General features: G+C 60.7%; 16 protein-coding genes and 1 pseudogene. 13 read left to right on the forward strand and 4 right to left on the reverse strand.

The window, feature by feature from the left end:
* The coding region (locus NJC38_RS15175; RefSeq protein ID WP_253115482.1) for a helix-turn-helix domain-containing protein at window positions 1-274 on the reverse strand (274 nt) is incomplete at its 3' end.
* Between the two features lie 14 nt (window positions 275-288).
* On the opposite strand from NJC38_RS15175, the gene NJC38_RS15180 reads away from it, so the two are divergent.
* The 7 genes and pseudogenes from NJC38_RS15180 (at window position 289) to NJC38_RS15210 (ending at window position 8,075) form a co-directional block, all read left to right on the forward strand.
* Window positions 289-501 (forward strand): hypothetical protein, encoded by a 213-nt coding sequence (locus NJC38_RS15180; protein WP_253115483.1) that lies wholly within the window; start codon window positions 289-291, stop codon window positions 499-501.
* 130 nt (window positions 502-631) lie between these two features.
* The gene (gene xerD, locus NJC38_RS15185; RefSeq protein WP_253115485.1) at window positions 632-1,528 is read left to right on the forward strand and encodes a site-specific tyrosine recombinase XerD; all 897 of its coding nucleotides are present in this window, start codon (window positions 632-634) and stop codon (window positions 1,526-1,528) included.
* Window positions 1,529-1,651: 123 nt separating this feature from the next.
* Complete coding sequence (gene dsbC / locus NJC38_RS15190; protein ID WP_045481334.1) at window positions 1,652-2,392, forward strand: bifunctional protein-disulfide isomerase/oxidoreductase DsbC; 741 nt, start codon at window positions 1,652-1,654, stop codon at window positions 2,390-2,392.
* Between the two features lie 81 nt (window positions 2,393-2,473).
* Window positions 2,474-3,778, forward strand: coding sequence for a homoserine dehydrogenase (locus NJC38_RS15195; protein WP_253115487.1), 1,305 nt, complete (start codon window positions 2,474-2,476; stop codon window positions 3,776-3,778).
* Between the two features lie 105 nt (window positions 3,779-3,883).
* Window positions 3,884-5,293 carry a threonine synthase gene (gene thrC / locus NJC38_RS15200; protein WP_045481328.1) on the forward strand — a complete coding sequence of 470 codons (1,410 nt, stop codon included), beginning with the start codon at window positions 3,884-3,886 and terminating at the stop codon, window positions 5,291-5,293.
* 176 nt (window positions 5,294-5,469) lie between these two features.
* Window positions 5,470-7,527, forward strand: a pseudogene (locus NJC38_RS15205) (transporter substrate-binding domain-containing protein); the annotation flags it as partial.
* 251 nt (window positions 7,528-7,778) lie between these two features.
* Window positions 7,779-8,075 (forward strand): DUF3509 domain-containing protein, encoded by a 297-nt coding sequence (locus tag NJC38_RS15210; RefSeq protein WP_253115489.1) that lies wholly within the window; start codon window positions 7,779-7,781, stop codon window positions 8,073-8,075.
* A gap of 154 nt (window positions 8,076-8,229) precedes the next feature.
* Here NJC38_RS15210 and NJC38_RS15215 read toward each other — a convergent pair whose 3' ends face one another.
* A complete protein-coding gene (locus NJC38_RS15215; protein ID WP_253115491.1) occupies window positions 8,230-9,114 on the reverse strand; it encodes a TIGR02285 family protein in 885 nt (294 codons plus the stop codon).
* A 170-nt stretch (window positions 9,115-9,284) separates the two neighbouring features.
* Here NJC38_RS15215 and NJC38_RS15220 point away from each other — a divergent pair, with 170 nt between their 5' ends.
* The 4 genes from NJC38_RS15220 to NJC38_RS15235 all read left to right on the forward strand — a co-directional run bounded on the left by NJC38_RS15220 (window position 9,285) and on the right by NJC38_RS15235 (window position 13,457).
* Window positions 9,285-9,827, forward strand: coding sequence for a YaeQ family protein (locus NJC38_RS15220; protein ID WP_045481325.1), 543 nt, complete (start codon window positions 9,285-9,287; stop codon window positions 9,825-9,827).
* A 37-nt stretch (window positions 9,828-9,864) separates the two neighbouring features.
* On the forward strand, window positions 9,865-11,574 hold the full coding sequence (recJ, locus tag NJC38_RS15225) for a single-stranded-DNA-specific exonuclease RecJ (protein WP_045481321.1): 1,710 nt from the start codon (window positions 9,865-9,867) through the stop codon (window positions 11,572-11,574).
* Between the two features lie 289 nt (window positions 11,575-11,863).
* Window positions 11,864-12,970, forward strand: a complete 1,107-nt coding sequence (locus tag NJC38_RS15230; RefSeq protein ID WP_253115492.1) for an NADH:flavin oxidoreductase/NADH oxidase — start codon at window positions 11,864-11,866, stop codon at window positions 12,968-12,970.
* A gap of 142 nt (window positions 12,971-13,112) precedes the next feature.
* Window positions 13,113-13,457 carry a MerR family transcriptional regulator gene (locus NJC38_RS15235; RefSeq protein ID WP_045481314.1) on the forward strand — a complete coding sequence of 115 codons (345 nt, stop codon included), beginning with the start codon at window positions 13,113-13,115 and terminating at the stop codon, window positions 13,455-13,457.
* Window positions 13,458-13,489: 32 nt separating this feature from the next.
* Here the strand turns inward: NJC38_RS15235 and NJC38_RS15240 are convergent, their stop codons facing one another.
* Complete coding sequence (locus NJC38_RS15240; RefSeq protein WP_253115494.1) at window positions 13,490-14,554, reverse strand: beta-ketoacyl-[acyl-carrier-protein] synthase family protein; 1,065 nt, start codon at window positions 14,552-14,554, stop codon at window positions 13,490-13,492.
* 483 nt (window positions 14,555-15,037) lie between these two features.
* Between NJC38_RS15240 and NJC38_RS15245 the strand changes: the two genes are divergently transcribed.
* The gene (locus NJC38_RS15245; protein ID WP_253115496.1) at window positions 15,038-15,742 is read left to right on the forward strand and encodes a tellurite resistance TerB family protein; all 705 of its coding nucleotides are present in this window, start codon (window positions 15,038-15,040) and stop codon (window positions 15,740-15,742) included.
* Here the strand turns inward: NJC38_RS15245 and NJC38_RS15250 are convergent.
* Window positions 15,705-21,347, reverse strand: a complete 5,643-nt coding sequence (locus tag NJC38_RS15250; RefSeq protein WP_253115498.1) for an NEL domain-containing protein — start codon at window positions 21,345-21,347, stop codon at window positions 15,705-15,707. The genes NJC38_RS15245 and NJC38_RS15250 overlap by 38 nt on opposite strands.
* Before the next feature lie 330 nt (window positions 21,348-21,677).
* On the opposite strand from NJC38_RS15250, the gene NJC38_RS15255 reads away from it, so the two are divergent.
* Window positions 21,678-23,300 carry a methyl-accepting chemotaxis protein gene (locus NJC38_RS15255; RefSeq protein WP_045493638.1) on the forward strand — a complete coding sequence of 541 codons (1,623 nt, stop codon included), beginning with the start codon at window positions 21,678-21,680 and terminating at the stop codon, window positions 23,298-23,300.
* The last annotated feature ends 6 nt before the right edge of the window (window positions 23,301-23,306 follow it).

Genomic DNA, 23,306 nt, shown 5'->3' on the forward strand with positions numbered 1-23,306 from the left:
TGTAGGCCCGCTCCAGATCCTTGAGGCTCTGTTGTTGCAACGGGTGAACAGGCGCATCGGCCAGCCATGCGGTTTGCGGGCTATGGCGCCACTCGGTCAGCAACTTGCACAGGCCCGCATAGCCGAGCTTCTTCTCGCCTTGCTCGTGGCGCTCCTTCTGCAACGCCAGCGCCTTGTTGAAGACGAAGCGACAGGAGCCGGCAAAGCGGCGCATTTGCCGCTCCTGTCGGCCGTCTGGCATGAGTTCGTACTTGAAGGCTTGAAGTCGTTGCATGCTGCTCTTGAGCCATGAGCAATGAAGACGACATTAGGCGCGGACGGCACGGTGTTTTCAAGGTGCATGCCCATGGGGTCTTTGTAACGAAATACCGCCGTATAAGGGCATCTGTGTCGCCGTGTTACTGCGCTTCATCCTGTGGCGGTGCGTCCATCGAACAGCAGCAGACACCCCACTGCAACCAGGGACGGCTACGCCGTCCGCGCTATCCTTCCCCGCCCTGAACGGCGGGGCTTGTCGCGCCCCGATGGTCAGGCAGTCCCATGGCTGCGGGATCTTTTTGGTGCCTGGCGTTTATCTGCCGAAAGTCTTGTAGTAGGGTCTGTCATCCTCTTCTGTGTGCCTCGAACCGCAATGCCTGCCCTGGATCACCCTCTGATTGACCGCTTTCTCGATGCCCTGTGGCTGGAGAAAGGCCTCTCTGATAACACCCGCGAGTCCTATCGCAGTGATTTGACGCTGTTCAATGGCTGGTTGAGCGAGCGCAATGTGCAGTTGTCCGAGGCTGGCCGCGAGGTGATTCTCGATCATCTGGCCTGGCGCGTGGATAACGGCTACAAGCCGCGTTCCACGGCGCGCCTGCTTTCAGGATTGCGTGGTTTTTATCGCTACCTGTTGCGCGAAAAGCTGATCGCCGTTGACCCGACCCTGCAAGTCGAGATGCCGCAGTTGGGCAAGCCATTGCCCAAGTCGCTGTCCGAAGCCGACGTCGAAGCCTTGCTGGCCGCGCCGGACCTGGGCGAGCCGATTGGTGAGCGCGACCGGGCGATGCTCGAAGTGCTGTACGCCTGCGGGTTGCGAGTCAGTGAGCTGATCGGCCTGACTCTGGAGCAGGTCAATCTGCGTCAGGGCGTGCTGCGGGTCATGGGCAAGGGCAGTAAAGAGCGGCTGGTGCCGATGGGCGAAGAAGCCATCGTCTGGGTCGAGCGTTATTTGCGCGGTGCCCGTGTCGAGTTGCTCAACGGGCGTCCCAGCGACGTGCTGTTTCCCAGCCTGCGCGGCGAGCAGATGACCCGCCAGACGTTCTGGCACCGGATCAAGCAGCATGCGCTGGTGGCAGGCATCAACAAATCATTGTCGCCGCACACCTTGCGGCATGCTTTTGCGACTCATCTGCTCAATCACGGTGCCGACCTGCGGGTGGTGCAGATGCTGCTGGGCCATAGTGACTTGTCCACCACCCAGATCTATACCCATATCGCCCGGGCACGCCTGCAGGAGCTGCATGCGACCCATCATCCGCGTGGATAATTTGCCCGACAGTCCGGGTCCGTCTTGCCGGGGTAATGTGGTAGGCTTTGGCGGTTCCGCGGAACGAGGCACGATCCGCAGTGTCGGATGCCCTCGATTCTGTCCGCCGTTATAGGAGTTTTCATGCGTTTGCCTTCCTTTTTTGCTGTCGCCGCCGCAGTACTGCTCAGTACTTTCAGCTTTTTCGCCCAGGCAGACGCTGGCGCTGAAAAGGCCATTCGCAAGACCCTGGACTCCCTCGAACTTGAACTGCCGGTCGAAAGCATTGCCAGCAGCCCTTTCAATGGCCTCTATGAAGTCAAGCTCAAGGGCGGCCGTGTGCTGTATGCCAGTGGCGACGGCCAGTTCGTGGTCCAGGGTTACCTGTTCCAGATCCAGGACGGTAAACCGGTCAACCTGACCGAGAAGACCGAGCGCAAGGCCATCGCCCAGACCATCAACGGTATTCCGGCAGCCGACATGGTGGTCTATCCGGCCGTGGGTGAAGCCAAGTCGCACATCACTGTCTTTACCGACACCACGTGCCCGTACTGCCACAAGCTTCATGAAGAAGTCGGCCAGTTGAACAAGCTGGGTGTCGAAGTCCGCTACGTGGCCTTCCCGCGTCAGGGGCTGGGTTCGCCGGGTGACCAGCAATTGCAGGCGGTCTGGTGCTCCAAGGACCGCAAGCTGGCCATGGACCAGATGGTCGAAGGCAAGAATATCAAGGCAGCCAAGTGCGATAATCCGGTCGGCAAACAGTTCCAGATCGGTCAGTCGATTGGTGTGAACGGTACCCCGGCCATCGTGCTGGCTGACGGCCAGGTGATTCCGGGTTACCAGCCGGCGGCCCAGGTGGCCAAGCTGGCGCTGGGCGCCAAATAATTCAAATTTTTTCAGCTGCAGTGCATGCAGTTGTTCTGTGCGGTTGCCCGAGGGGGCGACCGCTTTACGGGGAGTTCATCAGTGAAACCGGTCAAAGTAGGCATTTGTGGGCTGGGTACCGTCGGTGGCGGTACCTTTAACGTACTTCAGCGCAACGCCGAGGAGATCGCCCGCCGTGCCGGGCGTGGTATTGAGGTCGCGCAGATTGCGGTTCGTACACCCAACCCCAATTGCCAGCTTGCCGGTACCCCGACCACCAGCGACGTGTTCGAGGTGGTCAGCAACCCTGAGATCGACGTGGTTGTCGAACTGATCGGCGGCTACACCATTGCCCGTGAACTGGTGCTCAAGGCCATCGACAATGGCAAGCACGTCGTCACCGCCAACAAGGCACTGATTGCCGTACACGGCAACGAGATCTTCGCCCGCGCCCGCGAGAAGGGTGTGATTGTGGCCTTTGAAGCTGCTGTCGCCGGTGGTATTCCGGTGATCAAGGCGATCCGTGAAGGCCTGTCGGCCAACCGCATCAACTGGGTGGCCGGTATCATCAACGGCACCGGTAACTTCATCCTCACCGAGATGCGTGAAAAAGGCCGTACCTTCCCGGACGTTCTGGCTGAAGCCCAGGCCCTCGGTTATGCCGAAGCCGACCCGACCTTCGACGTCGAAGGCATCGATGCGGCGCACAAGCTGACCATTCTGGCGTCCATCGCCTTTGGCATTCCGCTGCAGTTCGACAAGGCCTACACCGAAGGCATCACCAAACTGACCACCGCTGACGTCAACTACGCCGAAGCGCTGGGCTACCGGATCAAGCACCTGGGCGTGGCGCGTAGCACCGAGCAGGGCATTGAACTGCGCGTGCACCCGACCCTGATTCCGGCTGACCGTCTGCTGGCCAACGTCAATGGCGTGATGAATGCCGTAATGGTCAACGGCGACGCGTCGGGCTCTACCCTGTTCTACGGCGCCGGCGCCGGCATGGAGCCGACGGCATCGTCGGTGGTAGCCGACCTGGTGGACGTGGTGCGTGCCATGACTTCCGATCCGACCAATCGCGTGCCGCACCTGGCCTTCCAGCCTGACTCGTTGTCGACCCATCCGATCCTGCCGATCGAGGCCTGTGAAAGCGCCTACTACCTGCGGATCCAGGCCAAGGACCATCCGGGCGTACTGGCTCAGGTGGCGAGCATCCTGTCCGAGCGCGGTATCAATATCGAATCGATCATGCAAAAAGAGGTCGAGGAACAGGATGGCCTGGTGCCGATGATCCTGCTGACCCACGAAGTCGTGGAGCAGCGTATCAACGATGCCATCGAAGCCCTGGAAGCCTTGCAGGATGTCGTCGGCCCTGTGGTCCGCATCCGCGTCGAACACCTTAACTAAGAGCAGCTTCAAGCCGTAAGCTGCAAGCTGCAAGATGAAGCCGGTCACGTTTCGGCTTGCAGCTTGAGGCTTGGAGCTTGCAGCTCAAACCAAAGGTTTGCACCCATGCGTTATATCAGTACTCGCGGCAAAGCCCCGGCGTTGAATTTCGAAGACGTATTGCTGGCCGGTCTGGCCAGTGATGGCGGTCTGTATGTCCCGGAAAACCTGCCACGCTTCACTCAGGAAGAAATTGCCTCCTGGGCCGGCCTGCCGTACCACGAACTGGCGTTCCGGGTGATGCGCCCGTTCGTCGAAGGCAGCATCGCCGATGCCGACTTCAAAAAAATTCTCGAAGAAACCTACGGTGTGTTCGCGCACAGCGCGGTGGCACCGCTGCGTCAGCTCGACAGCAACGAATGGGTGTTGGAGCTGTTCCATGGCCCGACCCTGGCGTTCAAGGATTTCGCCCTGCAGTTGCTCGGCCGCCTGCTCGATCACGTGCTGGTCAAGCGTGGCGAGCGCGTGGTGATTGTCGGTGCGACCAGCGGTGATACCGGTTCTGCGGCCATTGAAGGTTGCCGCCGTTGCGACAACGTCGACATCTTCATCCTGCACCCCAATAACCGGGTGTCGGACGTGCAGCGCCGGCAGATGACCACCATCCTGGGCGATAACATCCACAACATCGCTATCGACGGCAACTTCGACGACTGCCAGGAAATGGTCAAGGCCAGCTTCGCTGACCAGGACTTCCTCAAAGGTACGCGGCTGGTCGCGGTCAACTCGATCAACTGGGCGCGGATCATGGCCCAGATCGTCTACTACTTCCATGCAGCGCTGCAATTGGGCGGCCCGGCGCGTTCGGTGTCGTTCTCGGTACCAACCGGTAACTTCGGCGATATCTTCGCCGGCTACCTGGCGCGCAACATGGGTCTGCCGGTCAACCAGTTGATCGTCGCCACCAACCGCAACGATATCCTGCACCGCTTCATGAGCGGCAATCAGTACGTCAAGGATGCCTTGCATCCGACCCTGTCGCCGTCGATGGACATCATGGTCTCGTCGAACTTCGAGCGTCTGCTGTTCGACATGCACGGCCGCAATGGTGCCGCCATTGCCGAACTGATGGACACCTTCAAGCAAGGTGGCGGGTTCAGCGTCGAACAGGATCGCTGGACTGAAACCCGCAAGCTGTTCGACTCGCTGGCGGTTAGCGACGAGCAGACCTGTGAGACCATCGCTGAGGTCTTCGCCCGTACCGGTGAAGTCCTTGATCCGCACACTGCCATCGGTGTTCGTGCGGCCCGCGAGTGCCGTCGCAGCCTGGACATCCCAATGGTCGTGCTGGGTACAGCACACCCGGTGAAATTCCCTGAAGCGGTAGAGAAGGCCGGTGTCGGCAAGGCGCTTGAGTTGCCTGCCCACCTGTCTGACCTGTTCCAGCGTGAAGAGCGCTGCACAGTGTTGCCCAACGACCTGAAAGCGGTACAGGCGTTTGTCAGCCAGCACGGCAACCGTGGCAAGCCACTCTGACGGTATCGTTGTGTAACACTTGGGGCCCGCCATCTGGCGGGCCTTCTTGTTTGCGCATGCCAAACTCTGCCTTTCGAGTGATCCGGCAAGAGTGAGCGGCAGTGAAGCAGGTGAGCAGACAAGGACCGGTCGTTGTGACGGTCAGCGAAGCGCAGCGCCACAGGTGGCCAGCCATGTTGCTGGTGCTGCTGGCGCTGCTGCTGTTCAGCACGGTAGCGGGTGCCGGGCAGAGTTTACCGTTCACCCTGGCCGCGCCGTTTGAACCCGTTCAGCCGCTGGTGCTCAACGCCAGTGACCGACAGTGGCTTGACCTGCGTAAGGCGCTACGGGTCGGCATCGTCGTTGCTGATAACGAACCGATCGATATCACCACGGATGGCAACCGCTATCAGGGCGTCAGCGCAGACTACCTGAGCCTGCTCGCTGGCAAGCTGAATATGCCTGTTCAGCTCAAGGGTTTCAGCCAGCGTGACGATGCCATTGATGCCCTGCGTGATGGCAGCATCGACCTGCTCAGCAGCGCCAGCTCCTTTGAGCGTGGGCAGGCCGGGCTAGCCTTTTCACGTGCTTACATGCCTGACCGCGCGGTGGTGGTCGGGCACCGCAGCGCGCTGCCGCCCGCCCGAGGGTTAGCCGGCAAAAAGATCGTGGTGCTGGACGATTATGCCGATCCGCAAGCACTCCAGAGGCTCTACCCGGACAGCCAGATCATTCTGGCTCCCGGCCTGTATAGCGCCATGGAGGCACTGAGGCAGCAAGAGGTGGATGTACTTATCGGCAATGACGTCGTGGTTCGTTCCTACCTGAGCATGCGTCCCTATCTGGCGTTGCAGGTGCATTTTGAAAGCGCGTTGGCACCCCATGGCTTTGCTTTTGCGTTGCGCGCTGATGAGCGACGTCTGAAGGGGCTTGTGGACCAGGCGCTGGCGAGCCTGGATGTACACCTTGAGCGTGAGGTGCAGGCGCGCTGGACTGCCGGGCTGAATGCGTACCTCGGTGAGCAGCGTATCGCCCTGAGCAGCCTTGAGCGCAGTTGGTTGGCCAGGCACCCGCGCATCACCGTGGCGACCACCGAACACCCGCCCTATATCTATCGTGACGAACAGGGCCGCTGGGTGGGGCTCAATGCTGATGTTCTGGCGCGGATCTCGCGGATGACCGGCTTGCAGTTCGTTCACCAGAGCATGCCGTCTACCCTGGCCAGCCTGGAAGCCCTGAATCGTGGCGAGGCCGAGTTGAACACCACTTTGGCGGAGAACCCGGAGCGTAAAGTGTTTCTCAACTTTACCTACTCATTTGGTGGGAACAATTGGGTATTTGTGGTCCGGCGCGGCGATGCTTCACCTGCCGGCCTCGCGCAGTTGGGTAACCGCATTCTGGCCTTGCCCGCCCGGCATGCGCTGGAAAGCGAAATTCGGCAAAACTACCCCAATATCCAGCTGCGCCTGGTAGAGACCTACGCCCAGGCCCGTGAGCTGGTCGAGAAGGGCCAGGCCCATGTCACGATCCAGAACGAGGCCGGGGCGTATCTGTTCAGTTCCGAGAAGCTCAAGGTTGGCCGCAGCGTCGATGGCAAGTGGTCGCCGGATCGCTTCGCGGTGGTCAAATCGCATCCTGAGCTGTTGAGCATCCTCAATAAGGCTCTGGAGGCTTTTCCGGTGACCGAGATGCGTACGATCCGCATGAAATGGCTGAGTGCCAGCCTGCCGCAGCCGTCACTCTGGAGTCGCATTCCTCAATGGCTGGTCTGGAGCGTTGTCCTGACCCTGCTGCTGGGTCTGGTTTTGCTGGCCTGTAATAGCCGTTTGCGCATTCAGGCCGCTCAGCGTCGCCAGGTTGAGGCGCAACTCAATGACCAACTGGCGTTCAAGCAAGCGTTGTTCGATGCCATGCCCATGCCGGTCTATGTGCGTGACCTGCAGGGCCGCCTGGTATCGTGCAATCGCAGCTACGAGCAGTTTTTCGAGATCAGCGTCGAGCATATGCAGGGACGACGGCTGATTGATATCGAGCTGTTGCCGCGCCAGCTCGCTGAACGAATGCACGCCGACTACCTGCAGTTGCTTGAGAGTCGCCAGCCGGTGTTCGTCGAACGGACCTTCGAACTCAATGGCCGCCGCGTGGATGCCTGGCAATGGAGCGTGCCGTTTTACGCAGCAGACGGTCGCTTGCAGGGGCTGTTGGGTGGCTGGATGGACATCAGTGACCGTAAACACCTGGAACGTGAGCTTGAGCAACTGCGCCAGCAATATGAACAACACGCAGGTCACGCCCTGCAGCGACCGGGGCAGGCATGCGGGTGTGACCCGATGGCGGGGCGATGCTGATCAGTGTTGATCAGCTGCCGCGGTTTTTTCCCTGTCACATTTCATAGGCATGCTCGATTGACGGGGCAGGGAGTCCCGCTTGCCATTAGAACTTTCTGTACTGAACGCAGGTCATTGATAAGCATCTTTTGCATTCAAATAATCGAGGGGTGATCAAGATGGAAAATATCAGTTTGCTGCTAAGCGAAGCGCTGGCCCCTTATCAGGCCAGCATCGGCACGGCTGGCCCGCGGGGCGAGCGGCTGGTGACCCTCAAGGATGTCTGCGGCACTGTGGTGATCGAGCGCAGTTTCAGCGCCGACCAGTTGCGTGACAGACTGTTGCTGACTGACGTGGTCGATGGCCTGCATCGTGATTTGCTGGTGGCCGAGGGGCGTATCGAGCCGTGTGTGATTGCTGCCATGCGCAATGCCAGCGCAAATCGTCCACTGGTCGCTGCACCGGTTTTTGCCTGATCGACTGGCAGGAACCTTCTGCCCGGATCGGGTTCTGATCAGGTATGGCAGGAACGATCATTGTGCTCCGGTGATTGCTACCTGCCGTCTGGCCCTTTACAGGTCCAAGGTTTACCCCGACCAGTCATCCCCGCTGCTCGGGGTTTCTTTTTGACTATTTATCGATGAAGAACGTCTTGGCGTCCTGCAGGTATTCTTCGCGCCGTTTCGGGTCTAGCCACTCTGCATACAGCTCGATCAGCTTTTCTTCGCGCAATACGCGCATTTCCCGGTTGATGATCGTCATGGCTTCGCGCCCCTGCTCGGTATCGGAGCAGCCAATGTGAGTGAACTGATACTTGGGAGCATCCTTGACCGGCAGAAACACCAGTTCGGTTTCGCGAATCCCTTGTTGCAGCGCCTGATAGCGAGCTTCCGGCCAATAGCTGATCATCGCCTGGATCCGGCTCAGGCGCTGCATCTGCAGCATGCTGCCAATCGCATCGTTACCGTAATGCGACGAGATCTCTTCTTCGGGCACTTGACTCAGGATCTCATCGATCACCGGACCGTAGCTGCGGCCTGCGACCACCCCGATTTTGGCGGTCTTGCTGGCCAGCAGGGCCTTCAGATCAATTTGCCGGTTGGCAATGAAGGGCGTGAAACGCGCCAGATCGTCCTTGCGCACGGTCAGGCCATTGGCAAATACGGCATAGGTGGGGATGGAATAGATGATTTTCTTCGCCCGTTCAGCGGTCCACAGCAAGGTGGGGTCGCAGGTGAAGCTGGGTTCGTTGAGCATCTGCAGGCCGCGCGCGCGGTTGACGCGCATTAACAGATGATCGTACTGGGGCATACGCGCGATCAGCAGCGGCATGAGCTTGTCGATAGCGCCCTGACCCTGATCAGGGCCGGTAAAAATGGTCACCGGAGGCATATCGCGCATCAGCCAGATCAGCGTGTCTTTGGCCTGGCTGGTTCCAGGCAGTGTGCCAAGACCCAACAGCAACAGGCAGACAGCCAGACGCAAGCGTGCAAAGGGTGCGGCGCCAAGACACATGCGTGAAACTCAACCTCCGGGAAAGTAATTCAAATTGCATCAACAATGCGGATTAAGCCAGCGGATTTTGCAGTTTTTGTCTGACAACTTTGAGTCCGCCCGGATGTGGTCGTTCACCGCCTGCGCATCGGGTAGACTTATCGGCTTTCTCCTGCTCCGGAAGCCCGTCCATGGCCCAGCCGTCGACCACCTATAAATTCGAACTCAATCTGACCGACATCGATCGCAATATTTACCAGAGCGTCAAGCAGACCATCGCCCGTCATCCGTCCGAGACCGAAGAGCGCATGGCCGTCCGTTTGCTGGCCTATGCCCTGTGGTACAACGAACAACTGGCCTTCGGTCGTGGCCTGTCTGAAGTAGACGAGCCCGCGCTGTGGGAAAAAAGCCTGGATGACCGCGTCCTGCACTGGATCGAAGTCGGCCAGCCTGATCTGGAGCGCCTGACCTGGTGTTCACGGCGTACCGAGCGCACCAGCCTGTTGGCCTATGGCAGCTTGCGTGTCTGGGAAACAAAAGTAGTCGCTGGAGCGAAAAGCCTCAAGAACGTCAGCATCGCTGCGGTGCCGCAGGACGTTCTGGAAGTCCTGGCCAAAGACATGCCGCGGGTCATCAAGTGGGACGTCATGATCTCTGATGGCGAGGTGTTTGTGACCGACGACCGGGGCCAGCATGAAGTGAAATTGCAATGGCTGGCCGGCGAGCGCGGTTGATCACCCCGTATCACTTTGAAAAGAGACATCAGTACCCATGCGTATCGAACACCGTCCCATGCCCAGTCCCTTGCCGGTTCTTGGCGATCTGCCGCCGCTGCTGACCCGCCTGTATGCGTCGCGTGGCGTGGTCTCGGCCGAGGAGCTGGACAAGAGCCTGGCGCGGCTGATTGCGTATCAACAGCTCAAGGGCATCGATGCGGCGGTGGACCTGCTGGTCGAGGCCTTGCAGCAACGCCAGCGCATCCTGATCGTTGGTGACTTCGATGCTGACGGTGCGACTGCCAGCACCGTGGGCGTGCTCGGGCTGCGCCTGATGGGCGCTGCGCATGTCGACTATCTGGTGCCCAACCGTTTCGAGTACGGCTATGGCCTGACCCCGGAAATTGTCGACGTGGCGCTGCAGCGCTCACCAGACTTGTTGATGACCGTCGATAACGGTATCTCCAGTGTCGACGGCGTGGCCGCTGCCAAGGCCGCCGGGCTCAGAGTGCTGGTCACCGACCACCACTTGCCTGGCCATCAATTGCCGGCCGCCGATGCGATCGTCAATCCCAACCAGCCAGGCTGCAGCTTCCCGAGCAAATCGCTGGCCGGCGTCGGGGTGATGTTCTACGTACTGATGGCCCTGCGCGCCCGCCTGCGTGAGATCGGCTGGTTCGATCAGCGCGCCCAGCCGAACCTCGGTGAGTTGCTCGATCTGGTGGCGCTGGGCAGCGTCGCTGACGTGGTGCCGCTGGATGCCAATAACCGCATTCTGGTCCATCAGGGCCTGATGCGGATTCGCGCCGGTCGCGCCCGTCCTGGCCTGCGTGCCATTCTTGAGGTCGCTCGGCGTGATCCTTCACGCATTACCTCTACCGACCTGGGGTTTATCCTGGGGCCGCGTCTGAATGCTGCCGGGCGGCTGGACGATATGAGCCTGGGGATCGAATGCCTGCTGTGTGATGACCCGGATCGGGCCCGGGAAATGGCGGTGCAGCTCGATGAGCTGAACCAGGACCGCAAGAGCATTGAGCAGGGCATGCAGCGCGAAGCCTTGGCGCAGCTCAAGGACTTGCCGCAAGAGTCCATGCCATTCGGGCTGTGTCTGTTCGAGCCGGACTGGCATCAAGGGGTGATCGGCATCCTCGCTTCACGGCTCAAGGAGCGTTACCACCGGCCCACCATCGCCTTTGCCAGCGCCGGTGACGGGGTGCTCAAAGGCTCGGCGCGTTCGGTGCCAGGCTTTCATATCCGCGACGCGCTCGATGCGGTAGCGGCCCGATATCCCGAGCTGATCAGCAAATTTGGCGGCCACGCCATGGCCGCAGGCCTGTCGCTGCCAGAGCAAAACTTCCCGGCATTCTGCGCCGCATTCGACGACGAAGTACGCCGCCAGCTGAACGAAGACGACCTCACTGGCCGGTTGTTATCCGACGGCACCCTGGCCGTCGAAGAGTTTCATCTGGAACTGGCCCGCGCCCTGCGTAACGCCGGCCCATGGGGACAACACTTCCCCGAGCCGCTGTTTCACGGCATCTTCCAGTTGGCCGAGCAACGGGTGGTCGGTGAACGGCACCTGAAAATGGTACTCAAGACCGAATGTGGCAGTGTGCGCCTGGACGGCATCGCCTTCGGCGTAGATCGCGACATCTGGCCCAACCCGAACATCCGCTGGGTAGAACTGGCCTACCGTCTGGACCTCAACGAGTTTCGTGGTAATGAAACCGTCCAACTGCTGGTGACCCATATCGCCCCGCGTTGAAAAGAGTCGGTTGAGACAGGTTTCGCCCAGCAGGGCGAAACCTGACGAATAGACAACCGCAGCAAAGACTCTTACACCACGCGAATGGCTTTCGCGGCTCAAGCCGCTCCTACGACGTGCAAAGCGATGAACCCTGTGCCCATGGCAATTGTCGACTAGGCTCCTATATAGAAAAAGGAGAAGCCGCCACGCATCGTCGATAACGGCCTGGATTGGTCACGACCTGCGCGGCCGGCACTGCTCCTTCCTGCGAAGTGCTGCACGCCTGACTGTCACAAGAGAGGTCGCCATGAGTCTGCTGCTAGAACCCTATACCCTGCGCCAACTGCAACTGCCGAACCGCATCGCGGTGTCGCCGATGTGTCAGTACTCAAGTGTCGACGGGCTGGCCAACGACTGGCATCTGGTCCACCTCGGCAGTCGCGCAGTCGGCGGCGCCGGGTTGATCTTTACCGAGGCCACCGCCGTCACCGCTGATGGTCGTATCACCCCTCAGGACCTGGGGCTCTGGAACGACGAGCAAATTGCCCCGCTGCAGCGCATCACCCGTTTCATTACAGCCCAGGGCGCCGTTCCGGCCATCCAGCTGGCCCACGCCGGCCGCAAGGCCAGTGCCTGGCGGCCCTGGTTGGGCAAGCATGGCAACGTACCGCTCGAAGAGGGCGGCTGGCAGCCATGGGGGCCATCGGCGGTTGCCTTTGACCCTGAACACGTCGCCCCGCAGCCCTTGAGCCCGGACCAGATCAACGAGGTCATCGATGCCTTTGTGGCCTCGACCCGACGGGCGCTGGCCGCAGGCTTCAAGGTTGTCGAAGTCCATGCAGCACATGGTTACCTGTTGCATCAGTTCCTGTCACCGCTGAGCAACCGGCGCAATGACCGCTACGGTGGTTCGTTTGAAAATCGCATCCGGCTGGTCTGCCAGGTCACTGAAGCGGTGCGCGAAGTCTGGCCTGCCGAGTTGCCGCTGTTCGTGCGAGTGTCGGCCACCGATTGGGTAGAGGATGGCTGGAACCCGGATGAAACCGTCGAACTGGCGCGGCGGTTGAAGACACTGGGGGCTGACCTGATCGATGTATCGTCCGGGGGGACTTCAGTGCATGCCGAAATACCGGTCGGGCCGGGTTACCAGACCCGCTTTGCCGAGCGCATCCGCAAGGAGGCAGACATTGCCACCGGCACTGTCGGCATGATTACCGAACCGGCCCAGGCCGAACACATTCTGCGCACCGGCCAGGCCGATATCATTCTGCTGGCCCGTGAACTGCTGCGCGACCCGTACTGGGCGCTGCACGCCGATGACGACCTGGGCAGCCGGCAGGCGGTATGGCCCGCTCAGTATCAACGGGCCACCCATCGCGACCAGCCCATCCACGAATCTGACCTGCGCGATTGACAGCCATCCGCACCGCAATAGGCGCAAGGCTCTATTGCGGTGCTTTCATTGATCTTGAGCGGTTGCTGAGGCACTCCGGCATGTCACAATTGGCGCTTATGCTGGCGCGAGTGTGTCAAAAGGCCATGGAGTTCAGTAGCTCATGTTTATCGGCAAAGTCGCCCGCCTGGCGGGCACTACGGTCAAATGCATTCGCCATTACGAGGCGATCGGCCTGCTACCCGAGCCACTGCGCGAAGGAAAGTATCGGATTTATACCCATGAAACGGTTGAGCGCCTGAGTTTTATCAAAGGCGCTCAACAGTTGGGCTTCAAGCTCAAGGAAATGCAGGCCATCCTGCAGGGCCAGCAGGTCGGAGAACTGCCACGGCAATTGATGCTCGATGCCATTATTGCGAAAAAGCTCGAACTCACTAACCAGATGGCTCACTTGCAGCAGATGCTCGATGGCTTGCTGGCTTTCGAGCGCCGACTGACCAGTGCCTGAGTCTGATTGCACGACCCTCCCGGCATGATCACTCAGCCACGACCAAGTACCAGGGAACTGCTGGTGCCGTTACGGCTGAACGAGTTGGACAGCACCGCATCGATGGTCTGTTGCTGTAACGAATCAGGGAAGTTCATGGTGGTATGTGGCGACCTGGCTGCGCCGTCGTCTGGCGTCGGCAGCAGCACGCCCAATTGCAGCGACATCAATGACAAGACGGCTTCGATGGCGCCACTACCGGCCAGGGCGTGTCCGACGGCGAATTTGTTGGCGGCGAATGTCGTGTCGGGCAGGGCGGTGCCGAATACCTGTTTGACAGCCTGGGCTTCGTGGTTGTCCATGCTCAGCGGCGAGGGGCTGTGGACATTGACATGCTGAACCTGGCGCGGCGCCAGCCCCGCGTCATGTAACGCGGCCTGCATGCACTGCACGTAAAGTGCACCGGGCTCGGCAGTGTCTTGATACCGATCGGCGTAGCCCAGTACCCGGCCCAAGGCCCGCGCGCCACGGCGTTGCGCGTGGCTGGCCGATTCCAGCACGATCAGCGCTGCCCCTTCGCTGGGGATGAACGGGCTGGGTGCCTGGGCACTGGAGGCGAAGCTGCCCTCAGGTAGCAGTTCAATGCCGCCGCACAGCGCCAGTTCCAGCTCGCCGTTGGCAACCGCGCGATACGCCTTACCGATGGCAACGGTGCCGGCGGCACAGACGTCCGAATGGCTCGACACATATTCATGCACCCCCAGCCACTGAGCCAGACAGCGGGTCTGCCGATACTGCCCCGGTTGGCACCCGAGAAACAATCCGCTGCGGGCGGCACTGAAATCTTCAGCGCGCAAGGCTGCCTGGCCGAGTGCCTGTTCGGCAACATAGCGACTAAGCCGGGTGTGGCGCGACTGGCTGGCAGACTCATCGGTGATTGCCTCGTCGATGAGCAGCCACTGCTGCTCGTCGATAAAGCCTGCCGGGCCGCTGGGCTGGTCTGGATGTTCGCGCAGGCACGAGCCATGTTGGCCCAGCAGGGCAAATAAACCTCTGGCATCCATGACCGTCGGTGCGACCAGACCGTAGCCGGTTACCAGTACGTCGGCTTTTTCCATGGTGTTACTCCAGAGCTTTTCCATAAACAGAGGGCACCCGGGCATGATCAGAGACCAGGCAGATGCTGCGTTCTGCAAGCGTTGGGCAAGGCCTGTTGAAGGCTCTGGCCACGGCAGATACGGCGCGCAGTCTAAACTCTCCCGTAAAGGGGAGAGTCAATGATTCTGCCCGCGCAAGTGCGCAACTTTTATGGGGAGGTTGTAGGGCACAGAGCCTAGGCAGTGGTAGTTGAAATAAATCCGCCATGCGGCGGCCGATCAACGATTTTACAAGGGGCTCAGCAGCGCCTGCATCGGGATCAATAGGGCGATTCGTATGAGTGGAATTTATTCAAATGAATATCAACTTTTGTACCTGCTGATATGACTGCCCCCTTAGTGGCCGATGAAATATCTGGAATTATTAGTAACAGCCGTACATGGGTGACTTCGCCTTACTGTGTGGGTCAATTGAACATCCCATCAAGGTCGAGGAACACATTCATGAACACTCGAGGTCTGCTCGATCAACTGCTGCGCTCCGGCCAGCAGATGCTGCAGGACAAGGTCAGCGGCACATCGGGCAAGCGTCCCAAGGCTGGCGGCCTGTTGCCCGGCGCTGCGGCTGGCGGGCTGGGCGGTTTATTGTCAGGTGCTGGCGGCGGTGCGCTGGCCGCCGGGGCCATGAGCCTGCTCAAAGGCAAGAAAGGCCGCGGCGTGGGCGGCAAGGTGTTGACCTATGGCGGCCTGGCGGCGCTGGGCGTGATTGCCTACAAGGCTTACAACAATTGGCAGGCCAGCCAGGGCCAGGCCGGCCTGCGGGAACCGCAGACCATTGACCGGCTGCCCGCCGATCAGGCCGAGGAACACAGCCAGGCGATCCTGCGTGCACTGGTGGCCGCTGCCAAGGCCGATGGCCATGTGGACCAGCGCGAGCGTGAGCTGATCGAGGGCGAGTTCGTCAAGCTTCATGACGACCGGCAGTTCCGCCAATGGCTGCATGCCGAACTGGACAAGCCGCTGGACCCGGTAGACGTGGCACGCGCCGCACGCACCCCGGAAATTGCCGCCGAAATGTACATTGCCAGCCTGATTCTCGTTGATGAGGAGCACTTCATGGAGCGTGCCTACCTTGACGAACTGGCCCGTCAGCTCAACCTGGCACCGACGCTCAAGGCTGAGCTGGAGGCTCAGGTGCGTCAGGCATAAGCGCTCCAGACGCCGGTGGTTCAGCCAGCGCCGCTGGCTGATCCGGCGAGGGTCCTGAAACGACCGCATCTACGGTCAGCGCCCTCAGCAAGGTCAGTTGGTCGTCCTGATACTGCTGGTCCAGCGTGCGAGCCTCGGCCTCGAATTGTGCACTGCTCAGGCTCAGGCCAAGCTGCTCGTAACGATCGGTCAGGCGATTGAGATTGTCGCGATAGATTCTTTGCAAGCCATTGAAGCCTGTCGCGTACTCTTCGCGCAGGTAAGTGACCCAAGGCGTTTGGGTAATCGCGAACGCCAGGAATGAATCACCCCGTTCACCGGCCTGCACCCGCGCCAGCGCCGCGTTCAGCTCGTCAGGCTGCAAGCGGGCGTGGGCTTCATAAAGCATGCGCTGCGGCGGGACCGGCAGGTCCAGCTCTTGCGCCCAACGCAACCGGTAGGCCAGACGCACCTCCGCTTCATCCCGACCATTGGCCCGCTCGCGGGCAATGCGATCAAGCTCATGCAGGCGATACAGGCGTCGGGTCAGGTTCAATAATGCCGCGCCCCTGCTGGTGGCAGGCAGGTCCTGCAACGACTGCTGAGTGAAAACCATGACTTCCATCTGGTTGAATTCCACCATGACCCCGTCGGGGCAGGTGTCCTGTTCTCTGATCATTTGCAGCGGTTGCTCGGCGATGCCGTCCAGGGTGGCCCGCAACTCTGGCGATCGCGCCGCAGCCTCCAGAACCTGCCAGACTCGCTCGACCAGTTGCGCACGGCTGGACTGATTGCGGTAGTCGGCGCTTTGTTGCAGGTAGTCGATCAGCGCCAGCAAGTGGCGGGCATCGGCATCCTGTTCCAGTTGTCGCCAGACTTCAGGACGCTCGGTGTTATTGTCCAGCCAGGGTTCGATGCCCGATAGCTCCAGGGTCGACGAGGTGGCCGGGCTATGGGTGTGCATTGAGTAGTCGGACTCGGTCATGGTCGAGTCGGAGTCGTGGGACTCGTACCAGGCGATTTCGCGGATTTGCGGCGGCAAGTCCATTTCAAAGCTGTACGAGCGCCCGTAACGTTGTGAGGTATGGGCGCGCTGCATCGCTTCGTGGGACAACGGATTGCCGCGCAGGCTTATTTCAGTGTGCCCCCACTGGCGGCGCGGGTTGGCCAGCAGTTGTTCGGGAATGTCCTGCAACTGGTTGTTATCCAGAATCAGTGTCTCCAGAGTAGCGGGCAACCTGTCGGTCATCCAGGCAGGCCAGCTTTGAAGTCCGGTATTGCGCAGCGACAGCCAGCGCAGACTCAGGTGCCCCAGGCTGGATACTTCCTGCACGTCGCCGAGAAAGTTGCCGTCGAGCTCCAGGCTTTCCAATCGCACCATACGAGCGAAAAAATCGGTCCAGCGCCGGTCGATGCGCAAGTTTGTGTCAATCAGGCTCAGGTTGCTGAAACTCGAAAGCCCCAGCAGCGCCTGAGGTGGCGAAAGCAGCGGGGTCATCTCGCCACTTATGCGCAAGCTGCCGAGGTTGATCATGAACCTGAGCAGGTTGCCCAATTGCTCATCTGTGGTTGTGATCCGGTGCAAGCGCATCGAGCGCACCCGTAAATAAAAGAAACCCGGCAGGCGTCTTGGAAACTGCGCCAGATCCATATCTTCCAGATGCAGGGCCGTCTGCGATTCACCACGGGCATAAGCGCGCCAGTGATCCATCAGGGCCACGCCGATCCGGCGGCGCTGGGCGATGGTCTGCGGCGACAGGGTTACACTGGAGGTGCTGGCTTCGTTCCAGTCTTCGATGGCTTGCGTGAGTGCGTTACGCTCGCTGATCAGGACCCCCAGGTTGACTTCCATGGCGGCCGGGGTATCGATCCGGTAGCTGAATGAGCGATCGGCCAGTGCGTCGTCCAGGCGCGCACGCAAGATGGTGCCCATTGATAACGGATTGCCCCGCACGTCGATCACGCTATGGTTGTCCGGGCTGTGCGGGTTATCGAGAATGTAGCCAGGCAATTCGGTCAGGTGGTTCCCGGCCAGTGACAACTCGCGAATGGGGCCAGGCACCCGGCTGTCGAGCCAGGTCGGCCAATGCCGCAGCTCGGTGCGCTCCAGCACCAGCCGTTGGGGCCGCAGCCACTCCAGCGACAGTGGCTGGTGCTGGCTGAAGCGGCTGCCGGACAACTCCAGGTTGCGCAACTGCAGCAGCGGCAGCAAACCGTCCATTTCTGCCTGGTTGAGCAACAGTTGCAGATTGATCAGGCGCAAGTCGGTCAGGTTCGGCAGGCTGCTGGACACCGTACCCAGTAAGCCGGGGTAATAGCGGGTAAGCAGGCCGGCCCCGGGATTGTTGCGCAGGCCCAGCGAGCGGGCATTGCCCCAGCGCGACAGAAACTGTTGCAGGGTCTGGTTGTCGACCGACAGCAGGTCAGCGGGCCGCCCATGCGTGGCAGAAGGGCGCAGGTCATCGAGTTGCAGAGCGGTGACACGCTGCTCAAAGAACGCCGGCAACTGCGGCGCAAAGTCTTGCAGGGCAAAATTTTCCAGGTGCAGTGGCTCAGGTGCCAAGCCCAGCTCGGGCAGGCTGTGCCGCGTCCAGTGCCTCCAGATGGCGGTGCTCAGGCGAGCGTTGACTGACTGTGCCTCCTCCGTCTGCAGCGGCTCAAGGCCGCGCCAGGTTTCGAGGCTTTCGCGCAACAGGCGTTGTTCTTCGAGCACCGCGTCAAGCCGTGCATCAATTCTGTCCAGGCTCATGCCAAAGTCTTGCAGGCGCTGGAGCATTTCATCCGGCCAGAGCATGTCGAACTCCAGCAGGCTCAACCGGTCGAGCAGATAGTGGCGGCTGACTGTCCAGTGTGTGCCCGGCCGGCCGCTGAGCAGATAACCGATTCGCCCGTCGGCCAAGCGCATCGGCGAGCGAAACCCAGGCCGGATCTCAGGCATTGCCAACACCCGGCGCAATTGATGACGCGCCAGTGGCTGGTATTGAATCAGGCGTTGCAGCACCGCGCGTTGGCCGGTATGCGGTATGCCCAATGCCTGGCGCTCGGCGTCGGGCAAGGCATGCAGGATCGAGGCATACAGGTCAGCACGGTCATTGAGGTGACGGTCCTGGGCATCGCGAGCGCTATAGCCGCCTTGCTCCTTGATCAGCACCTTGCGCTTGGGCGCATCGACGGGGCCGACGCTGTCGAGCAGTGCACCGTTGAATGACCCATCGCGAATTTCAAGGCGCAGTTCGCTGGACCAGCCGACCAGTGACTCCAGGCTGTGCAGGATCAACTGGTCGGTATCAGGGTTGTGCGACGATTGCCGGTACAGACCTTCATAGGCACGTGTCAGGCGTAGCTGCTGACGATAGTGACGGGCTTCTTCGGCCAACTGGATCGGCAGTTTGTGCTCGTTGAGCAACTGCTGTTGTTGCGCAGTGGACGCATGACTCCACAGCTCCTGCGCGACGCTGGCGGGCAGGCGTGACGGCAAGGCCTGCTGCAAGGCTTCTACGCCTGCGACCGGCGACGCTTGGCGGGCCTGATAGCGAGTGTCGAACAGCTCGGGCTGGCCGGCCTGGCTCAGCTCCCGATCCAGTTGCAGGCGCTGTATGGTGTCGACCAACAGCGCCGGGGGGCGCCCCAGTTCGGTCAGGGCGTGGCGCAGCACCGCTTCAGAGGTATTGCTGGCTTGCAGGGCTTGCCGGGCCATGGCATCGGGCAGGCTGGCGGTGTCATAACCCAAGCGGCGCAGGAGTTTCAGGCCGTGCATCTGGCGCGGGTTATCCAGCGGGTGCAGCCAGGCGCCCGCGCCATTGTGACGCAACGGCGGCTCGAAGTGCTGGCCGGTATCGGGATGCTCGATGACAAAGTCGCCGTGGCTGTCGGCCTTGACTGAGTAGGTGCCCTCATCGAGTACCAGCCATTGCTTGCCTTGATGCTCGTACAGGCCCAGCGCATTGGGCTTGAGGTCAGCTGGCAGCAGAATGTCGTGGGCAAACGGTGCAAGGTCCGGCTTCCATAGACGTTGCTGGCCACTGGGCAGCCGCACCGGCGCCAATGTCTCGACAAACCCCGGAGCTTCGATGGCGGGCAGCGGAGCAGTGTGAGCGGCGAGCTTGCCAATGGCCGCCATCAGGGCGATATTTTCCACGACATCCAGCAAATAGCTCAAAGCCTGCTGGCGCTCGTCATGCTCCCAGCTCTCGATACTTTCATAGACTTCATAACACAACTGAACGGCGGTCACTGCCAGCATGACCGCGCCCAGGGCCGGCACGGCAAAGGCGGCAATGTTCAGAACGTTGAGCGCCTTGTCACGCCACCAGGCCATGCGCTGCTCATGGCTGCGTTGATCCTGTTCGGCAGTGGGTACGCCATTGAATCGTGCATCGTCCTTGATGACCGTCAGCTTGCGGTGTACCAGGGTTTCGAATAGCGGTTGGGCAAGATGGTTTTCGCCGAGCTTGAGACGGGCGTTGTGATCGGCCTCATGTTCCAGCCAGCGCTGCCCATACCACGGGCCTTTCTTGACCTTGGGGTACAGGTGCTTGTACAGGGTATTCATGACATGGCTGCGCTGGCGCGCGGGAAGCAGCCCGCTGAAAAAGTCTGCATAACGCTTATTGAACAGGCGTTCTCGCAGCGCTTTATGTAGCGCTTGTGCCGAGGCATGGAGTTGCAGCGGTGCAACCGGGTCTTCAGGGATGTACAGCATCACCGGCTGGACACTGGTGCTGGCGTCGCGGTCGGTACTGATCAGCGCGACCCCGGTCAGCTCGACGTCCCACAGGGTCAGGGCACTGCAGTACAGCTCTTGGCCATTGAGCTGTGCGCCGGGCCGGCCGTTGAGCAGATTCAACAGGGCCGTGTGCGCAGGCGCATCGATGCGTTGCTTGAGCAACGCCAGGTGAACCTGCAATAACAGTGTCGAGCGCTCGAACGCCTGGAGGTCGCCGATCGTTACCCGGTCGAACACGCTGTCGATGTGTTTCTGGTATTCACCCCCCAGGTCCAGCCCCCTGGACAAGGCGGCAAACTCATGGGCCGGCAGGGCGACAGGAGTGCCTTGCAGGTAAGGCCCCAGCACCTGATGGCTGGCAAAGATCCCGGCTTTGAAATGCTGATCGCGGTCCATTGCACCCGGTACAGTCTCTTCGGCCTGGAAGTTTTGCAAAGCGGCTTCAAGCAGCGGCCGGATGGCTGCACGCAAGGTGCTATTGGCTTGGACAATTGGATCTTTCGCCGCATTAACGAAAGTGTCTTCGGTACGGGTGTGGCTGGCGTGAAACAAATGCGCCGCGCGCACATCCAGATCCAGGTCGAACTGTTGCTTGATAGCCTGGGTCAGGCGCGGTGCGGCAAAGTCTTCAAGTGTGCCCAGCCGCTGCAGGCTGGGGGCAATACGTTGTTGCAGATGATGGTGTTCAGCGTACAGCGCTTGTAACTGCTCAACAATGGCGGGGGTATCGTCGCGGGCCTTGGTCAGCCAAGGCTGCTTCAGTGCCTGGCTGGCGGCCTTGCGCAGCGCTGTATGAGTGTCCGGGCCGGCGTTGGCCAGCCAGGCGGGCGTGCGCCGTTCGATGATTGCCCGGTGCGTCTGGAGCCTTGTCGGGAGCCCATCAGAAAGAGAGATATCCATAGTGAAGCAAGCCTTGTTGCGGTTGAGAAAATAACAAAGCTTACGGGTAGGGTATTGGGCCAAAGGTGGTAACTATCTATTAAACATGGCGCCGCCAAATACTGTTGAATGGGCCGCAGGGACGGCGCCAGCCTGCGTCGCAGAGCGGTTGTCGTGATTTTTCCGACGGCTTGGGGGCACACTCAAATGCTTGTTCTGGCAGTTGTTATTTACTTGCCCATGGACGCGCTACTGGATTAATGGCTGGGCTATACTCAGCGCGCCTGGGCCGGCGTTCGGTCCAACTTCATGAACACCGCCCGGCCGGTGTTGAACGCTTGAGGGATGACTGTGAAAAACTGGACCTTGCGCCAACGGATCCTGGCGAGTTTTGCCGTAATCATCACGATCATGTTGTTGATGGTGGTGGCGTCTTACTCGCGCTTGTTGAAGATCGAGTCCAGCGAAGAAGTGGTTCGCCTGGACGCGTTGCCGGGGGTTTATTACAGCACCCTGGTGCGCAGCACCTGGGGCGAGAGTTATATCCGTACCCTTGAACTGATCGGTGAAGGCCAGGGGCGACCGCTGACCCAGTCCGAGCGCGAGCAGTTCAAGGGCTTCGAAGATGCTCTGCAAAAGCAGATCGACGGCTATAAGCAGTCGATTTTCGATAACTCCGACAAAGCCACTTTCCAGCAGTTCGAAACCCAGCGTGAACTCTACTCGCGGCTGCTCAAGGAAACCCATGCCGCCTATGAGCGGGGTGAATACGCCAAGGCCAGGGCCGAATTCTACGACCAGGTCAATCCGGTGTGGACGCTGGGGCGCAAGCAGCTCAACGACATTATCGTGGCCAACAAGCAGTTGGCCGATCAGGCCACCGACAACATTGTCGACGCCGTGCTGACCGCCAAAGTGAGCATGGTGATTTCTCTGTTGATCGCCATTGCCGCGGCCGGTGCCTGCGGCTTGCTGCTGATGCGCTCGATCATCGCGCCGATGCAGCGGCTGGTCGACATCCTTGAAGTCATGCGCACCGGTGACCTCAGCCAGCGCCTGAATCTGGACCGCAACGACGAATTCAATGTCGTGCAGACCGGCTTCAACGACATGATGACCGAGCTGACCGCATTGGTGGCCCAGGCCCAGCGTTCCTCGGTGCAGGTCACTACCTCGGTGACCGAAATCGCCGCCACTTCCAAGCAGCAACAGGCCACCGCGACCGAAACCGCAGCCACGACCACTGAAATTGGCGCGACGTCGCGAGAGATCGCCGCCACGTCACGGGACCTGGTGCGCACCATGAACGAGGTGACTTCGGCCGCCGACCAGGCTTCGGTGCTGGCCGGCTCCGGCCAGCAAGGTCTGGCGCGGATGGAAGAAACCATGCATCAGGTCATGGGCGCGGCCAACCTGGTCAATGCCAAGCTGGCGATCCTCAACGAGAAGGCCGGCAATATCAATCAGGTGGTGGTGACCATCGTCAAGGTCGCCGACCAGACCAACCTGCTGTCGCTCAACGCGGCCATCGAGGCCGAAAAGGCCGGTGAATATGGCCGCGGTTTTGCTGTGGTGGCGACCGAGGTGCGGCGCCTGGCCGACCAGACCGCCGTGGCGACCTACGATATCGAGCAGATGGTGCGCGAAATCCAGTCGGCGGTTTCGGCCGGTGTCATGGGCATGGACAAGTTTTCCGAAGAAGTCCGCCGCGGCATGTTTGAGGTCACCCAGGTCGGTGAGCAACTGTCGCAGATCATTCATCAGGTCCAGGCGCTGGCACCCCGCGTGCTGATGGTCAACGACGGCATGCAGGCCCAGGCCAGTGGTGCCGAGCAGATCAACCAGGCATTGGTGCAACTGGCCGATGCCAGCAGCCAGACTGTCGAGTCCCTGCGCCAGGCCAGCTTCGCGATTGACGAGTTGAGTCAGGTTGCGGTGGGGCTGCGCAGCGGCGTTTCGCGTTTCAAGGTTTGAGACCCG

The organism is Pseudomonas sp. 21LCFQ010 (genome assembly GCF_024129905.1).
Lineage (GTDB): Bacteria > Pseudomonadota > Gammaproteobacteria > Pseudomonadales > Pseudomonadaceae > Aquipseudomonas.

What these genes read in the sequence shown, in the direction of transcription:
- NJC38_RS15180 (WP_253115483.1), top strand. Translation starts at nt 289, where the DNA reads ATGAGCAATGAAGACGACATTAGGCGCGGACGGCACGGTGTTTTCAAG.
- xerD (WP_253115485.1), top strand. Translation starts at nt 632, where the DNA reads ATGCCTGCCCTGGATCACCCTCTGATTGACCGCTTTCTCGATGCCCTG.
- dsbC (WP_045481334.1), top strand. Translation starts at nt 1,652, where the DNA reads ATGCGTTTGCCTTCCTTTTTTGCTGTCGCCGCCGCAGTACTGCTCAGT.
- thrC (WP_045481328.1), top strand. Translation starts at nt 3,884, where the DNA reads ATGCGTTATATCAGTACTCGCGGCAAAGCCCCGGCGTTGAATTTCGAA.
- NJC38_RS15210 (WP_253115489.1), top strand. Translation starts at nt 7,779, where the DNA reads ATGGAAAATATCAGTTTGCTGCTAAGCGAAGCGCTGGCCCCTTATCAG.
- NJC38_RS15215 (WP_253115491.1), bottom strand. Translation starts at nt 9,114, where the DNA reads ATGTGTCTTGGCGCCGCACCCTTTGCACGCTTGCGTCTGGCTGTCTGC.
- NJC38_RS15220 (WP_045481325.1), top strand. Translation starts at nt 9,285, where the DNA reads ATGGCCCAGCCGTCGACCACCTATAAATTCGAACTCAATCTGACCGAC.
- recJ (WP_045481321.1), top strand. Translation starts at nt 9,865, where the DNA reads ATGCGTATCGAACACCGTCCCATGCCCAGTCCCTTGCCGGTTCTTGGC.
- NJC38_RS15230 (WP_253115492.1), top strand. Translation starts at nt 11,864, where the DNA reads ATGAGTCTGCTGCTAGAACCCTATACCCTGCGCCAACTGCAACTGCCG.
- NJC38_RS15235 (WP_045481314.1), top strand. Translation starts at nt 13,113, where the DNA reads ATGTTTATCGGCAAAGTCGCCCGCCTGGCGGGCACTACGGTCAAATGC.
- NJC38_RS15240 (WP_253115494.1), bottom strand. Translation starts at nt 14,554, where the DNA reads ATGGAAAAAGCCGACGTACTGGTAACCGGCTACGGTCTGGTCGCACCG.
- NJC38_RS15245 (WP_253115496.1), top strand. Translation starts at nt 15,038, where the DNA reads ATGAACACTCGAGGTCTGCTCGATCAACTGCTGCGCTCCGGCCAGCAG.
- NJC38_RS15250 (WP_253115498.1), bottom strand. Translation starts at nt 21,347, where the DNA reads ATGGATATCTCTCTTTCTGATGGGCTCCCGACAAGGCTCCAGACGCAC.